The organism is Taklimakanibacter deserti, from assembly GCA_003574785.1.
This window is the reverse complement of the sequence record QORU01000009.1, coordinates 142659-158291: the sequence shown is the minus strand read 5'-3', so window position 1 is coordinate 158291 and position 15633 is coordinate 142659. Positions and strand designations below refer to the sequence as shown.

At 60.1% G+C, this 15633-nt stretch carries 13 protein-coding genes; 9 read left to right on the top strand and 4 right to left on the bottom strand.

The features are described from left to right. Positions 1 to 46 precede the first annotated feature (46 nt). The 4 genes from DS839_RS19980 to DS839_RS19965 all read left to right on the top strand — a co-directional run bounded on the left by DS839_RS19980 (position 47) and on the right by DS839_RS19965 (position 4493). A complete protein-coding gene (locus tag DS839_RS19980; RefSeq protein ID WP_438816540.1) occupies positions 47 to 892 on the top strand; it encodes an ABC transporter permease in 846 nt (281 codons plus the stop codon). 194 nt (positions 893 to 1086) lie between these two features. Further along, positions 1087 to 2121 (top strand): ABC transporter substrate-binding protein, encoded by a 1035-nt coding sequence (locus DS839_RS19975; protein WP_119272227.1) that lies wholly within the window; start codon positions 1087 to 1089, stop codon positions 2119 to 2121. Between the two features lie 76 nt (positions 2122 to 2197). Continuing rightward, complete coding sequence (locus tag DS839_RS19970) at positions 2198 to 3232, top strand: ABC transporter substrate-binding protein (RefSeq protein ID WP_119272226.1); 1035 nt, start codon at positions 2198 to 2200, stop codon at positions 3230 to 3232. Positions 3233 to 3284: 52 nt separating this feature from the next. After that, positions 3285 to 4493, top strand: coding sequence for a serine hydrolase domain-containing protein (locus tag DS839_RS19965; protein ID WP_119272225.1), 1209 nt, complete (start codon positions 3285 to 3287; stop codon positions 4491 to 4493). A 118-nt stretch (positions 4494 to 4611) separates the two neighbouring features. Here the strand turns inward: DS839_RS19965 and DS839_RS19960 are convergent, their stop codons facing one another. Together DS839_RS19960 and DS839_RS19955 are read right to left on the bottom strand one after the other, a co-directional pair. Beyond that, a complete protein-coding gene (locus DS839_RS19960) occupies positions 4612 to 4968 on the bottom strand; it encodes a septal ring lytic transglycosylase RlpA family protein (RefSeq protein WP_119272224.1) in 357 nt (118 codons plus the stop codon). 68 nt (positions 4969 to 5036) lie between these two features. Further along, complete coding sequence (locus tag DS839_RS19955; RefSeq protein ID WP_119272223.1) at positions 5037 to 6287, bottom strand: D-amino acid dehydrogenase; 1251 nt, start codon at positions 6285 to 6287, stop codon at positions 5037 to 5039. 71 nt (positions 6288 to 6358) lie between these two features. Between DS839_RS19955 and DS839_RS19950 the strand changes: the two genes are divergently transcribed. After that, the gene (locus tag DS839_RS19950; RefSeq protein ID WP_119272222.1) at positions 6359 to 7702 is read left to right on the top strand and encodes an NAD(P)/FAD-dependent oxidoreductase; all 1344 of its coding nucleotides are present in this window, start codon (positions 6359 to 6361) and stop codon (positions 7700 to 7702) included. Between the two features lie 393 nt (positions 7703 to 8095). After that, positions 8096 to 11854 carry a hypothetical protein gene (locus DS839_RS19945; RefSeq protein WP_162918680.1) on the top strand — a complete coding sequence of 1253 codons (3759 nt, stop codon included), beginning with the start codon at positions 8096 to 8098 and terminating at the stop codon, positions 11852 to 11854. A 170-nt stretch (positions 11855 to 12024) separates the two neighbouring features. Here DS839_RS19945 and DS839_RS19940 read toward each other — a convergent pair whose 3' ends face one another. After that, positions 12025 to 12810, bottom strand: coding sequence for a 2-keto-4-pentenoate hydratase (locus tag DS839_RS19940; protein ID WP_119272220.1), 786 nt, complete (start codon positions 12808 to 12810; stop codon positions 12025 to 12027). Between the two features lie 179 nt (positions 12811 to 12989). Here DS839_RS19940 and DS839_RS19935 point away from each other — a divergent pair, with 179 nt between their 5' ends. Both DS839_RS19935 and DS839_RS19930 read left to right on the top strand, forming a co-directional pair. Next, on the top strand, positions 12990 to 13268 hold the full coding sequence (locus tag DS839_RS19935; protein ID WP_119272219.1) for a GNAT family N-acetyltransferase: 279 nt from the start codon (positions 12990 to 12992) through the stop codon (positions 13266 to 13268). Between the two features lies 1 nt (position 13269). Then, complete coding sequence (locus tag DS839_RS19930; protein WP_368911756.1) at positions 13270 to 13728, top strand: DUF1810 domain-containing protein; 459 nt, start codon at positions 13270 to 13272, stop codon at positions 13726 to 13728. Here DS839_RS19930 and DS839_RS19925 read toward each other — a convergent pair. Further along, positions 13697 to 14611 carry a pirin family protein gene (locus DS839_RS19925; protein WP_119272218.1) on the bottom strand — a complete coding sequence of 305 codons (915 nt, stop codon included), beginning with the start codon at positions 14609 to 14611 and terminating at the stop codon, positions 13697 to 13699. The two genes, DS839_RS19930 and DS839_RS19925, sit on opposite strands and share 32 nt — an antisense overlap. 455 nt (positions 14612 to 15066) lie before the next feature. Here DS839_RS19925 and DS839_RS19920 point away from each other — a divergent pair, with 455 nt between their 5' ends. Next, positions 15067 to 15603, top strand: coding sequence for a sensor histidine kinase (locus DS839_RS19920; protein WP_119272217.1), 537 nt, complete (start codon positions 15067 to 15069; stop codon positions 15601 to 15603). The last annotated feature ends 30 nt before the right edge of the window (positions 15604 to 15633 follow it).

Sequence of the window (15633 nt, the reverse complement as noted above, 5' to 3'; positions counted from 1 at the left end):
AGCATCGGCCCAGAAAGTTCATGGCCGGGTTAAACCCGGCCATCCCATGGCTTTCGGGCAAGCCGATGCGAAAAAGCCAAGCCTGGCGAAAATCGGCGGCACGTTCTCGGTCAAGCGGCAGACCGGCTTCGGCACCATCGCCCTCTTCTGTTTTGTCCTGCTCTATCTGCCGATCGCGACCCTCGTGGTCTATTCCTTCAATGCCGGCCCTTCCATCGCGGTCTGGGAGGGCTTTTCCTGGCGCTGGTATGTCGCGGCCTGGAACAATGCCCAGATCGTCGAGGCCTCGACCCGCTCTTTCATCATCGCGAGCTGTGCCGCCGTCATCTCGACCATCGCCGCCACGATGGCGGGCCTCGCCACGACCCGCACCAGGCCCTATCGCGGCCTCAACTTCATCTATGGCTTCATCAACCAGCCCTTGATGGTGCCGGAGATCGTCACCGGCATTGCGCTCCTGATCTTCTTCGCCATGGTCAAGATCTGGACCGGCTATACGGGTCTCGGCTATCTCATCATCGCGCACACGGCCTTCTGCATTCCCTTCGCCTATTTGCCGATCCGCGCCCGGCTCGAGAATATGGACCTGACGCTCGAGCGCGCCGCCGCCGACCTCTATGCGACACCGTGGATGACGTTCCGGCGGGTGACCTTGCCCTTGATGTGGCCCGGCATCATCGCCGGCCTGATGCTGGCCTTCGTCATCTCGCTCGACGATGTCGTCATCACCGAGCTCGTCAAGTCGGGCGGCCAGGACACGCTGCCCACTTATATGCTGGGCCAGCTCCGCCGAGTCGTGACGCCGGAGATCAACGCCATATCGAGCGTATTCCTGCTGATTTCCATCGTCATCGTCACCTTGTTCTTCTTCCTCAACCGAAGGCAGGCGTGAACGGCATCATGGCTTCGCCATTGACCGATCTTGCAAGATGCGCCGGGTTCCCTCGGGAACTGCGTGACGGCCGGTGCATCTGGACGGGTAACATCAAATGAGCGCAGACTGATATCTGATTTCGGTGCCGCGATAGGCGGCACCGGGTTTGGCATTGAGGGCAAGACAAGTCGAAATACCAGGGAGAATAGGAAATGATCGCAAAACTGAAATACGGGATGATCGGCATGGCCATGGCGGCCATGACCGTGCCCGCCCTCGCTGAGGGCGAGCTCCATATCTACAATTGGGGCAACTACACCAATCCGGAGCTGATCAAGAAATTCGAGGAGACCTACAAGGTCAAGGTCACGGTGACCGACTATGATTCCAACGACACGGCGCTGGCCAAGATCCGCGCCGGCGGCCATGGCTTCGACATCGTCGTGCCGTCGGCGAATTTCATGCCGGTCTGGATCAAGGAGGGATTGCTCATCGAGACCCGTCCGGACCAGATGGAGAACTTCAAGAATGTCGAGGACCGCTGGGTGAATGTCGATTGGGATCCGGGTCGCCGCTATTCCGTGCCCTGGCAATGGGGCTCGACCGGCATCGTCGTCGACACGTCCCTCTATAAGGGCGATATCAATACGGCGAAAGTCATTCTCGATCCGCCGCCCGAGCTTGCCGGAAAGATCGATGTGGCGCCCGAGATGAACGACGTCATGGCGCTCACCATCTGGTATCTGGGCGGCGAATGGTGCACGGCCGACAAGGAGCTCCTCAAGAAGGTTCGCGACACGCTGGTCAATGCCAAGAAAAGCTGGATCGCGATGGACTACAGCATAATCGATAAATTCGCGAGCCGCGACTATGGCGCCGCCTATTACTGGAACGGAGCCGCCTTGCGCTCCAGGATGCAGAACAAGGATGTGCGTTTTGGCTATCCCAAGGACGGCTATCCCTTGTTCATGGACAGTGTCGCGGTGCTGAAAGACGCCAAGAATGTCGAGAACGCCAAGCTCTTCCAGAACTTCATCATGGATCCGCAGAACGCGGCCCTGATCTCGGCTTTCGCCAACTACGCGAATGGCATCAAGGGCTCCGATCAATACATGCCGGCGCACATGAAGGGCGCGCCGGAAGTCGAGATCCCGGCCGAGTTCGTCGACAAGGGACGTTTCTTCAAACTCTGCGAGCCGGAAGTGACCGAGATCTATTCCAAGATCTGGACCGAGTTGCTCAAATAAGAAGCAGGAATGCATCCCGGCAGGAGCCTGCCGGGATGCTCTTTGAAATGCGACAACAATAACTGGGAGAGGAAACATGACACCGAAGCTGAAATATGCCGCCATGGCTCTCGCCATGACGGCCTTCGCCGTGCCGGCCTCGGCCGAGGGCGAGCTCAACATCTACAATTGGGGCAACTATACCAATCCGGACTTGATCAAGAAATTCGAGGAAACCCATAAGGTCAAGGTTACGGTCACCGATTATGACTCGAACGACACGGCGCTCGCCAAGATCAAGGCCGGCGGCCATGGCTTCGACATCGTGGTGCCGTCCGGCAATTACGTGCCGATCTGGATCAATGAGGGCCTGTTGCTCGAGACGCGCCCCGACCAGATGGAGAATTTCAAGCATATCGAGGACCGCTGGGTGAATGTCGACTATGACAAGGGCCGCCACTACACCGTGCCCTGGCAGTGGGGCACGCTCGGTATCGGCGTCAATACCGATGTCTATAAGGGCGACATCAATACCTGGGGCGTCCTTTTCAACGTTCCGGCCGAGCTCAAAGGCAAGCTCAATCTCGTTCCCGAAATGAACGACGTCATCTATGCGGCGATCAAATACAATGGCGGCACGCTGTGCACCGGCGACAAGGAGATTCTCAAGAAGGTGCGCGACACGCTGGTCGCCGCCAAGCCCGACTGGATGTCGATGGAATATTCGACCATCGAGAAGATGGTGAACGGCGATTTCGCCGCGACTCTCGACTGGAACGGCTCGGTGCTGCGCCAGCGCCTGCAGAACAAGAAGATCCATTACGGCTATCCCAAGGAAGGTTATATCGTGTGGATGGACAATGTCGCGGTGCTGAAGGACGCCAAGAATGCGGAGAATGCCAAGCTGTTCCAGAACTTCATCATGGCGCCGGAAAATGCCGCTCTGATCTCGGCTTTCGCGCGCTATGCCAATGGCATCAAGGGCTCGGATGAATTCATGCCGGCCGACATGAAGGACGCACCGGAGGTGAACATCCCGGCGGAGTTTCTCGCCGCCGGCGAAATCTCCATGACCTGCCCGCCTGAGGTGCAGCAGCTCTATACGGCGATCTGGACTGACCTGACGAAATAAGGCATCACCAACCCCGGCGGGAATCGACCCGCCGGGGGATCCATCAGAAATCATGACATCCTATAAGAATTCCGAGCCGCGCCCTCAAATCATGCGCGGCAGCCCTCCCCAGTTGCGCGTTCCTTTTGCGGATTGGGACCGCCCGCCCTGGAATCGCTGGTCGTTCCAGCATGTGCGCGAGATCCTTCCCACGGCTGAAGTCTGGCGCGGCACCGGGCCTGAATCGGTTTTCCCGCAAGTGCCGCAGGATCTGGGCGGCATCGGCTTCGAGCGCCTGGGTGGTGTCCCCACCACGGTCGAGGCATTCCTCGACGACAGCTACACTGATGGCCTCATCGTGCTGCATAAGGGCCGCATCCTATGGGAGCGTTATTTCAACGGCATGACCGAGCGCACGCTTCACCTTTCGCAGTCCATGGCGAAGTCGGTGACCGGTGCGGCGGCGGGTTGTCTTGTGGCCCTTGGCGTGCTCGACCCTCGTGCCCTGGTCACGCATTATCTGCCCGAGCTCGCCCAGACCGCTTATGCGGGTGCGACGCTGCAGCAGGTCCTCGACATGACCACCGGTGTCCGCTTCAGCGAGGAATATACCGATCCCTATTCCGATGTCGGCAAGGTCGATGTGGCATCCGGCTGGAAGCCGGCGCCCGCCGGCGCCGAAGGCTTCCCCGGCCATGTGTGGGAGCTCATTCTCTCGCTTAACTTCCGCGAGCGGCCGCATGGCGAGCGCTTCGTCTATCGCTCGATCGAGACCGATGTGCTCGCCTTCTGCATGGAGCGCGCCACCGGGAAGCGCCTGCCGCAGCTCATATCGGAGCTTCTATGGCAGCCTATGGGGGCTGCGGAAAGCGCCTGTTTCACCGTCGATCGCGCCGGCTATGCGCTGGCCGAGGGCGGCCTCAACGCCAGCTTGCGCGACTATGCCCGCTTCGGCTCGCTCTATCTCGATGACGGTGTGTTCAATGGCCGCCAGATCGTGCCCGCGGCCTGGATCAAGGCGACGCAGACTGGCGACAACACGCGGTTCGGCGAGCCTTATACGCTCACCACGCCCAATGGCGCTTATCGCAATCAATTCTGGATCGAGGATGTGTCCCGCCCCGTGATCCTGTGCCGCGGCGTCTTCGGCCAGTTCATCCACATAGATACGAGCCGCGATCTGGTGATGGTGAAATTGTCGAGCTGGCCGGATTTCCTCAATATCGAGCTCGGCATCGACACGCTGCGCATGTTCCATGCGCTGGCGAATGAGATCACGTAAAAAATCAAAAAAGCGTGATGGCCTGGATTCAGGTCATCGCGCTTTTTGAGGAAACCAATTTTCGGTTCGATGATTGACTGAGTAAGACTGTGCCGCCCTTTGGCGGAACGCGGGAATTTTAGTTGAGTACGGCGACCTGTACTTTGGCGACGCCGGAATTGTGAAGGCCAACGGCCTTCGCAGCGCCATAAGCGAGATCGATGATCCGGCCCCTGATGAATGGGCCGCGATCATTGATGCGAACGACGATTGAGCGGCCAGTCTTGAGATTGGTTACGCGGACAAGCGTGCCGAATTTGAGAAAACGATGCGCGGCAGTGAAGCCGTTTGGATTGAATTTTTCGCCATTGGCCGTCAGACGGCCGGATTTGTAATAGGAGGCCATGCCGGTTTGCGCTCCGGCAGGCGCGGAAGAATGAAGAATAAAAGGCAATAGAAAGGCACACATAGAGAGAGCAGCGAGGATTCGCTTCATATCTATCCCCTCGAGTTGTTTTGATTGAGGAGTCCCCTAGGGAACGTATGAGGCGAGAATGTGTTCCCTCATGACGCCGCGTAAGTCATGCCTTCGAGGGAGATTTCCGGCTTTTTTCCGGAGATGAGATCGGCGGTGATACGTGCCGCGCCGTGACTCATGGTCCAACCCATATGACCTTGCCCGGTATTGAACCAGAGATTCTTGTAGCGGCCTTGTCCGAGGATCGGCGTTCCTTCCGGCGTCATCGGCCTGAGGCCTGCCCAATATTCTGAAGCCTGCCAGTCGGCGCCATGCGGGAAGAGCTCGCGCATCACGTGAAGCATGGTGCGGAAATCCTCCGGACTGTGGTTGCGCGCATAGCCTGAAAATTCGGCCGTCGCCGTCGCGCGCACGCGGTCGCCATAGGGCGCATAGGCCACGAGATTTTCTTCATCGATGCCGCCGATGCCCGGCGGATTATTGCGGCCGGCGACGGGTGCGGTGATCGAATAGCCTTTCACCGGATAGATCGGCAGGTGTGCGCCGAGTTGGCGCGCCAGATGCGGCGAATAGATGCCGAGCGAGAGGACGATCACATCGGCCGTTTCCTTGCCCTTGTCGGTCACCACCGCCGTGATCCGCTCGCCATCAGCGTCGAAGCCCGTCACCTGAGTGCCGAATTTGAACGTGACGCCCCGTGTCATGAGCCATTTCGCCATATTGCGCGCGAACAGCCGGCAATCGCCGCTCTCGTCATTGGGCGCATAGAGGGCACCGGCGAATTTGCCCTTGACCTCGGCGAGCGCCGCGTCCTTGCCGGCGATCGCGTCACGATCGAGCACATCGATGACGCAGCCCTCTTTGCGCAGGGTATCCGCCTTGGCCGCAGCACCATCGAGCGCCTTTTGGCTGCGATAGAGATAGAGAAGCCCGTCCTTGCGCCCGTCATAGGCAATGGGCGCCCGCGCTAGCGTGTCGTGAAACACGCCGAGCGAATAGGCGCAGAGCCGCGCCTTGCGCTGCGTATTGAGGGCGGCGCGTTCCGCCGTGCATTGGCGCCAGAATTTCCACATCCAGCTCCAGAATTTGGGATCGAGCGTGGGGCGGAAGCGCAAGGCCTGGTCATTGCGCCACAGCGAGCGCAGCAGGATGCCGGGGGCGGCCGGCGACGACCAGGCATAGGCATGGGCGGGGGCGAACAGCCCGGCATTGCCATAGGAGGTGAAGGAGGCGGGAAGCTCCTCGCGATCGATCACGGTCACCTCATGGCCGTCGCGATTCAACTCATAGGCGGTCGTCACCCCGACAATGCCCGCTCCCAGGACCAGCGCTTTCATTGCTATTCACTTCTCCTTATGCCGGGCCAGTGGTAGGCGAGTTCCACGTCCTGAACAACACACAAGAACACATGCCGAATACCACCCATCCGGATGCCTTTCATTTCGACCGCCCCGTCGCAAGCTATTGGGAAGCGACCGCCAAACCCCTGGATATCGCGATCCCGCCTCTCTCGGGCGATGCCCAATGCGATGTCGCCGTCATCGGCGCCGGCTATACGGGCCTCAACGCCGCTTTGCGGCTCAGACGCGACTATGGGGTAGATGTCCGCGTGCTGGAGGCGGGCGAGCCCGGCTGGGGCGCCTCCGGCCGCAATGGCGGCTTCTCCTGCATCGGCTGCCACAAGCGCAGCTATGGCTCGCTGATCAAGTCCTATGGTCTCGACGACACGCGCCGCTTCTATGGCGCGATGAAGAATGCCGTCGCCTTTGTGGCGGAGCTCTGCCGGACGCACGACATCGACGCCTGGATCCATGGGGGCGGCGAGATCTCGCTGGCACATCTGCCGAACCGCTGGACCGAGCTCGAGGAAGAGCGCGACTTCATGGCCCGTCTCTTCGGCGAGAAGCTCGAGCTTCTCACTGCCGATGAGTTGAAGGCGAAGGGGTTGTGGGCGCCGCATTTCCATGGCGGCATCAGGGGCGATGTGGGCTTCAGCATCCATCCGCTCAACTATGTGCGCGGCCTCGCGCGCGCCGCCGCCGCGGCCGGGGTGAGGATCCACGGGCGCTCGCGTGTCACGCGCTGGGAGGAAGCAGGCGGCCGGCATCGTCTTGCGACCGCGGGCGGCACGCTCTCGGCGCGCCATGTCGTCGTCGCCACCAATGGCTATACGCCGGAAGACGTTTCACCCTACACAAGAGGCCGGCTGATGCCGGCGCTCTCCAATATCATCGTCACTCGCCCCTTGAGCGAGGCCGAGCGGCGCGAGCAGGGCTGGACCTCTCGCCTCATGGCCTATGACACGCGCAATCTCCTGCATTATTTCCGGCTTCTGCCGGGCGGCGAATTCCTGTTCGGCGGCCGAGGCGGCACCGATGCGTCGGATAGGGGTGCGGCACCGATGAAGCAGCATATGATCAAGACACTGCAGGAGATGTTCCCGGTCTTCGGCAAGGCCGAGATCACGCATTTCTGGCGCGGCTTCGTCTGCCTCTCCTATGATCTCGTGCCCTATGTCGGCCCGCTCGATGATCGCAAGACAGTATGGACGGCGCTCGCCTATCACGGCAATGGCGTGGCGATGGCGAGCCATTCGGGACGGGCTCTGGCCGATCTCATTGCCGGCAAGCCCGAGCGCGCCGATCTTCCCGCGGTTCTGACCCGGCGGCTCGCACGCTTTCCCTTACCCTTCCTGCGCCCGCTCTATCTCAAGGGCGCCTATCTCTGGTTCAACCATCAGGATGGTCGCTAAATTTCTACGCATCGCAATCACGATACCTCACCTGGGTGACGGCCTTGTCATCAACGCTTGCACCTTTGGCTTTCCACATTTGCCAATGGTATTGGCAGGTGAGACGTGGTATCATTATCGCCACTAATAATAATCGGCGATGCAGCCGCCTATCTAGAGCTTTCCAACTTTTCCCATTCCGCGTCGGCTTATCTATCTGATCTTCCACGTCGTTGTTGAAACTAAACAGCGCAATGAGAGGACCGGCGACGATAAGATTTCCAACAAGCGCTTTGGTTCTCTCACTACCGGCCAAGCTCCTCTTGCTTGTGTGCCAGCTGCCGGGACAACACGTGCCTTGAGTCGTAGACGTTTGCTGCTGTTCACAGCCCATCCTATGACGAGGAGTGCGCAATGAAGCTTAGGTTCTTCGCTCTGAATTCCGAAAGCGGCGCGGCAATAAGCGGCTGCCAGGTGCGAGCATGTGTTTCCATTGGCAAGAGATCCGCTGCAAGCGACAGAACGGGGAGGACCGTAAGTAGCGTATCCGCTCAGGCGAAGCAGTTGCGGTCGATTCGAACGATTTCCGGCTCCGCGATTGCGGAGCTGGTGGAAGGTCTTGTATCGACGATAGCGCAGATCGCGGAAACGGAGGGCGCACTCGTCCTCGCAACTGCGCGAACGGATCGCTGTGGCTATGGACGGATCGATCTCGACAAGGCAAGTGGCCGCGGCAAGGATTTCTTTCAGATACTCACGATAGCGGCGGCGTATTCCGACCGCATAGATCTCTATCTCGACATTGACGGTGAGCCCGCCGCGCGCCATTCGGTATTTGACGGCACTTTCCTGAAGATTATCGGAAAAATCATCCAATCGAGCCAGTATGCGGCGTCCACCGACGTCGCCACGCGCGTGCAGATCGTCGAGGACGCGATTGACGCCCGCGGAGCCGCCTACGAGCTGAGAGGCGGCGCGGATACGGTTTGCGGGCCTCAGGGCCACGTCGCCGATCCCGATGTGCTCGACTATCAATATTCGCCGCAATCGTTTGTGTCGCGCCGCGACATCATTGTCGGGGCTGACGGCTGTGAGCATTTGAATCCCGCAACGCTCCCTTTGCGCCAGTACCCGATCTACCACGTCGTGGTCCATCATCCGGAAGCGGGCGAATTGAAGCCGGCCAAGGCCGCCCTGAAAGATAAATTACCGCACAAAACGCAGGCCCTGCCGTCGGTCGACGGCAACCCGGCAAGCGATCGGGACGTGCGCTGGGGCAAGATACTCGAGTTCGACCAGACCTGGACGTCCCTGGGCCATTCGCTCGGCGAGGTGAAATACAGCCTGCCGCTTGCGCCCGGCGAAGCGGTGAAAGTCGCGATCATCGATTGGAAGCGGCAGGACGCCGCGTCACGGCTCGGAGACAACGCGTCGAACGACGAGTTGCGGCACGAGCAGTCCGTCGATCGTGATATCGACGACATCGTGAAGGGACGCGTCCGCGAGAAAACATCGGGCGAGACTTTCATGGCCGGGCTCGCTGCCGCCATTGACTTTCAGGTCCCGCAATCCGGCGTTTCGGGCGCCGTGAGGCCGGCCATCGGCTACGGCACTTCGAACACCAAGGGGAATAGAGATCTCAAGGGCGAGGCCCATCAGAATATCCATGTGGGAACGGTCCAGCGGTCGAATCTCGCACGCACCCAGAACAGCTCGGTGATCGTTCAGGCCACTCAATCGGAAAGCAACTATCTGTCGACACGGATCGTCGCGAACATGAATCGCGGCCACTCCCTGACGATCCTTTACTACGAGGTCCTGCGGCACATCGCTGTCAGGACAGCCTTCCGCCGCTCCGACCATGCCGTTCTCGTTCCCGTGGCGATGTTGACTTTCACGAAGGAGCTCGCCATGCGCTTCCGGGCACAGATCGAGCCCGTCTTGCTGGATCGGAAGTATTCCTCTGGATTTGACGCGATCGAGCGGCTCGCGGCTGGCATTGCGGATCCGGTCGTGCCGCCGCCGCCTCCTTTCGGAGGCCCGCCCACGGCAACCGGCCCGACGGCCGGGACCTCTCCCGTCATGGCGACGCGCTTCACCGTGACCTTCAAGACAGGCTGGCGCTCGACACCCAACGGACAGAGCTACAATGCTCCGGCCGACACCGCCGGCGCGGTCAGGGTCGTCGCCCGGATGTCGGATGGCACCGAAATCGAGATCGCGCGCCTCGATACCATGCCGGTCGTATACGAGAATTTCGGTTATATCTTCAACGTCGCCAGACGGGACGCTCTTAGCCTCGGCAATGTGCCCGCTTTGGCTGTTCATGGCCAGAACAACTACAAATGGACGGTCAGCTATGATGACCCCAATACCAAGGGCTTCTGTTTCGCCACCTATATAGCGGATATCTCCCCGATCGATCTGAGAAAGGTCGCGTCCTATGTCGTCTATTGGACCGGTATAAACGATCTCGATGGCTGGAATCTGCAGGACGCAACCATATCGCCCATGCTGCAGAACGGGCCCTTCACGATGGCGCGCTATCAATACCCGGGAAGCGCGGGCGAACTGTTTGGCTATGGCAGTGATGGGCGCCGCACGCTCCAGAACAACAGGGGTATTCCGCTCATCAATCTCAATGCGCTTGATGCGGCAACTCCCGCGTCACCACCTCAGACCGGCACGATTCCGCCGCCCACCGGCGGGCCGACCACTGTGTCTCAGAAAACCACTCCTCCGCCCAGCAGCCAGCAGTTGACCGACTTGCTGGTCAATCATTTGAACGCCAATCAATATTATTACAGCGCGCAAGTCTGGTTGAACATGGATGCGCGCGAGCGCCGTTTGCGGCTGGCGTCGGCCTATGAGGAGCTGCTCGGCGGCATGTCGGAGCTGCCCTTTGCGATGTCGGGCAATCATCTGGCCTTTCGTTATTCCGGCGCGCTGCCGGTCGACGCGGCCAAGATGCTGGCGGACGATCCGGAGGACACCCAGGAGCTCGAAAGCATAGTCACATTGCCCACACCTGGCATCTTCGCCGAAGCGCATCTCGGCCACTGCAACGCCGCGGAGAAGCGCGACATCACGCGATACTGGAGTGTGGACGAGCTTCCTGTATCGCTCCTCCCGAATATCGATACCCTCAAACCCGGGCATATCGGTGAGATTCCAAATCTTACGCCGGACCAGATGGCGCCAAGTCAGCTGGGAATTCAGGGCCTGCCAGAGCTGCCGGCTCCGGGCGCGGCACTCGCCAAGGCGTTCGAGCTGCTGGGCAAGCCTGATATCTTCCGTGATATGTCGGCGCGTGCGGAAGTTGCGCAGGTCATGGGCGAATTGATCAAGAGCGCGAAACCACCAGAGATCGGCGGGTCCGGATCGAAGGCGACCACCGGCAAGAGCGGCGATGACAGTCCGACCAAGCCGACGCCCAAGCCCGGAGAGGGCGAAAAGTCTGCTGCCGGCGCCTCGCTCAAAGACTATAATGTCGATGGCTTCAGCCTCGTGCCGGACATCAAAAACTTCGTCAAGGATCTGGGATTGACGGGATTTGATGCCATAGAGTTTGCCAAGGAACATGTCAGAAGGCCGACTCCCACACCCACGCCCACGCAGCCGAAACAGAGGAACATTCCCGTGACTTTGATGTTCCTAACCAATTTTGGCAAACCACATGACTGCATTTGCGACCTCAAAATCGATTGCGGCTCCAAGCGCTTGATCGCGGAGAGGATTGACACGGTCTATTCCGGCGGTTCACACAGTTATCTGGTCAACCTGCCTGTTGCACCGGATGATCAGAACTTTGCCGTGTTTATTACTAATTGTCAGTTCGCTGATCCTTTCGACATTTACACATCGCAATTTGCGGGTACTGGATTCTTCCAGATCACGAAGGACACCACATCGGTTGTCCTCAAGGTTGCAATGCTGGCGGAGAAGGAGGAGCTTGTTGTCGAGGAGAATCAGACAACACAAACAGCCCTTGGCCTCCTTGCAAATCGGAAATTCGGTGCGAATGTGGACTTTGAGAAAGTCATCAAGGTCTTGGCTGAAACAGTCGTCCAACTTGATATCAAGCGAACCTGGACGACGGCCGCCACTACGACCCGAAAGTTCAACCTCAGCAACCCTACCACAGGTCTCGAAATTGTCCTTTTCCGCAATTGAGCGCAACGCCGAAGATCGGGCGGCAGTTTAGCTCCATGGCGAACTATTCGGGCACGGCTCGCCGATCTCATCGCGCGTAAGCCCGAACGCGCCGATCTTCCCACGGTTTTGACCCGGCGGCTCTCGCGCTTTCCCTTGCCCTTCCTGCGCCCGCTCTATGAGGATTGGCGCTAGGCGAGCTGCATGGTCATTTCGCCAAGAGCGCCATAGTCCACGGAAACCTTGTCGCCGGCGGTGATTTCGAGCGGCACGAGACATGTTCCGGTGGTCACGATCTGGCCCTTGGCGAGTGTCATGCCGTGCTGTGAAAGCTCGTTGGCGAGCCAGGTCAAAGCGATGCGGGGATCGCCCAGGACATTCCCGCCGACGCCCTCGCGTAGAAGCCGCTCACCGACGCGACCGGTGACCAGGTGTGCCGCGAGGTCGAGGCCGCGCCATGAGCCCGGCGCCTCCGGTCCGAGCACGAATTGATGCCCGCAGGCATTATCGGCGATCAGCTGCGCAGCACCCACGAGCGTGAAGTCCGTATAGCGTGAATCGGGAATTTCGATCGCAAGATGCAGCGCCGCCACCGCCGCAAGCACGTCATCCTGGGTATAAGGCTCGCCACGGGGCGGCAGGTCGCGCGACATCCGGAAGGCGAATTCGGCTTCGGCGACACGCATGTGATTCGCGCCGAATATCACGGTGGCGCCGTCGGGATAGACCATTTCCGCCAGGAGCCGCCCGGCGAGCGGGCCATCGACCGCTATATGCCGCTGGCCGGCAAGGCTCGTGGCGGCGATTTTCCACCCCGCAAGCGGCCTGGGACTCAGTCTCTCCATTTGCGACTGGATCAGATAGGCTTGGGCGCGCGTTTCGGGCCGCAACGGGAGAGGCAATGAATCGAGCGTCGTGCCGTCCTGCCAATGCCGGAGCAACAATTCCGACGCTTTCTTCGCCTGAGCCAGATCCATAAGTCCGCCGCCCTCAATATTCCCGACGACACGATCTTGCCCGCGAGTTGCCGCAAGACGCAAGCATCTTGCCTGGCCGACCTGCCCCATCGTATGGGCAGTCCTATTCTCGACATAGGGCAAGCTCGACGATTATCCTGCTGCCGGCGTCACCCGCCAAGGCAAGATCGAGGTCGCTCATGTCCGACGTAAGAGAAAACCCGCAACAGCATCGTTTTGAATTGCCGCTGGGCGACGGCGTGTTAGCTGCTGCCTATTACCGTATCGAGGACGGGCGCGTCGTTCTGATTCACACCGAAGTGCCGACGGAATTTTCCGGGCAAGGCATCGGATCGCAACTGGCAGCCGGGACATTCGAGCTGCTTCGCAAAAGCGGCCGCAAGGCCATCCTGAAATGCCCCTTCATGGTGCGGTATTTCGCCAAGCATCGCGAATACGCCGATGTCGTGGAGGGATGACATGGATCATATTCAAATGAGCGACGAATACGATCTGGACCGGTTCGTTCGGGCGCAGGAGGCGATCTACGAGAATGCGATCCTGGATTTGCGGCGCGGAACGATGCGTCCTTATCATATGGACTTCATCTTTCCGAAATTGGCGAGCCGATACAGCGAGCCCGGGGCCGAGCCCTACGCCATCGCATCGCTCGACGAAGCCAGCGCCTATCTCTCCCATCCGCTATTGGGTGGCCGCTATCGCGAATGCACTGGCGCGCTGCAAGGACTTCCCGACATGAGCGCCCGCGCGGTCTTCGGTGACGCAGGCGCAAAGCACCTGCAGGCGTCGCTCACTCTCTTTTCCGAAGCGAGCGACGAGTTCCTGTTCGAGACCATATTCTATGCCTGGTTCGACAGCTTGCTCGATGAGGACACCGTCACTGCGCTCAGGCCGCTCGATCATTCGGCAGAGGGATGAAATCCTGCTCTCCCGGCACGTTCGGGAATCGTCTTTCGCGCCAATCGGCCTTCGCCTGCTCGATCCTCTCCCGCGATGAGGACACGAAATTCCAATAGACATGCCGCGGCTCGGCAAAGGGCTCGCCTCCCATCAACATCAGTCGTGTCGAATGGAAGGCCGGCGCCTTGAGCACGATCTCGGCGCCAGGCTTGATGACGATCAGATCAGCCTCGCGGAAGGTCCGGGCCTGTCCCGAAACTTCAACTTCGCCGGAGACGACATAGATCGCGCGCTCAACATGGTCCGGCCTGACCTGATAGCGAGCGCCACTCGTCAGCACGATCTGGGCAAAGACCATGTCGCAAAAAGTTCTCACCGGCGAGACCAAGCCGTCGGACCGGCCGGCGATCAAGGTGAACTCGACCCCCTCGGCGCAGATCCTTGGCACTTCCGTGGCGCCATAATGCGCGAAATCGGGCTCGACCTCTTCGTGCCGGGCAGGCAGCGCGACCCAGGCCTGAAGGCCTAAGAGATCGCCGCCCGACGCTCGGCTCCGCGGCGAGGCGCGCTCGGAATGAACGACACCCGACCCCGCCGTCATCCAGTTGACCTCACCCGGACGGATGGCCTGCACGGCGCCGAGACTGTCGCGATGGATGATCTCGCCGTCGATCAGATGGGTCACGGCGGCAAGACCGATATGGGGATGCGGCTGCATGTCGAAGCCATGGCCGGCCGCGAATACCCGGGGACCCAGGTGATCCAGGAACACGAAAGGGCCGATCATGCGCCGTTGAGACGACGGCAATGCGCGTCTTGAATGGAGCCCGTCGCCCAGATCGCAGATCGGTGACAGGACGATGGCGTCAAGGTCGAACAAATCGCTTCCGTGAATGGACATGTCTTTGCTCGCCTGTGGACTCGCCGAAATTTCAAGCCAAGAATAACCGCCGTTGAAACGAGTTTGCACTGCCGCGACGCTTCGGAACTGATGCACCATGGTTGCGTTTTTCATATACCAGCACGCTGCACGCACTATGCCCGGATTTGATGATTCCTATTCCAGCGCGCGGCTGGGCGAGCGTTGCGCTCTCGTGAGAATTTCGCGGGCGTGGGCCGGGTCAACCGGACATGACAGGGATGACGGATGCAGGTGGTTTTTCCGGTTTCACCCTGCAGCCAACGAAGCGGCAGTCGAGCGTCCTACCTGTCCGGTCCACCTCGCCTCCCACCACCTGTGCCGAGGTCCAGATCTCACCATCGATCGGGTTGCGAAATCATTCGCCTGCACGATGGCGGCAACGGTTCCAAATCGAGACCATGGGTTGATCCAACTGTCGGATATGGGAGGATTCAATGCCGCGCGCAGAAACGAGCATTAGTGCCGAGCCTGGCGCCGGGAAAACTGTCGGCATCGGCGCCTGCCTGACGGAGATCGAGGCGCTCGTCAGGACGACGTGGACCTCCGACATCCGTTTCGATTTCCAGACGAGTCCGGATCTGCCCGTCGTGACATGCAATCGCCTGAACCTGCAGAGCGCTCTCATGAACCTGCTGTTCAATGCGCGCGATGCCATGCCGGACGGTGGCGTCGTCTCGGTGCGCGCGGCCGCGGTTTACGACGGACCGGTCGCGACCGAACTCGAGCTGCTTGTAGCCGACACCGGCCTCGGCATGACCCGCGATACGATGCGCCGTGCCGTCGATCCCTATTTCACGACCAAGACAATGGGATTGGGCGGCCTTGGGCTGCCGATGGTCATGCGTTTCGTCCAGGAGGCGGGAGGACGCTTTCATATCGAAAGCGAACGCGGCGTCGGCACGATCGTCACGTTGCGGCTGCCCGCCTCTCAGGGCGGCCTGTCCGATTCAGGCAGCTCCGACCCTGCATGAGGAGGAATGGCCACCTACGCGCAATACATG